1 protein-coding gene is annotated in these 351 nt (G+C 48.7%); it reads left to right on the top strand.

Going from position 1 to position 351, the window contains the following annotated elements:
• Window positions 1-215, top strand: a 215-nt coding sequence (locus tag GNF10_RS37425) for an integrase core domain-containing protein (RefSeq protein WP_001509541.1), incomplete at its 5' end; no start/stop codon positions are given.
• Window positions 216-351 lie beyond the last annotated feature (136 nt).

Below are 351 nucleotides of genomic sequence, written 5' to 3'. Positions count from 1 at the left end.
GAATAGCAGAGAGCTTCGTGAAAACGATAAAGCGTGACTACATCAGTATCATGCCCAAACCAGACGGGTTAACGGCAGCAAAGAACCTTGCAGAGGCGTTCGAGCATTATAACGAATGGCATCCGCATAGTGCGCTGGGTTATCGCTCGCCACGGGAATATCTGCGGCAGCGGGCTTGTAATGGGTTAAGTGATAACAGATGTCTGGAAATATAGGGGCAAATCCAGCCACGAATGCGGATTTGTTTACGGCCTGCCAAGGAGTTGTCTGTTATCTCTACTCCGGGGATGTCCTGCAAATTATCGGCTATGGAGGCATTGGTGGAGTTCTGCAATGTTTGTTGGTCAATAA

The sequence above is a fragment of the Nostoc sp. UCD121 genome (assembly GCF_014222285.1).
Taxonomy (GTDB): domain Bacteria; phylum Cyanobacteriota; class Cyanobacteriia; order Cyanobacteriales; family Nostocaceae; genus Nostoc.
The sequence above is the reverse complement of the archived record's forward strand: the minus strand, read 5'-3'. Positions and strand labels throughout refer to the sequence as shown.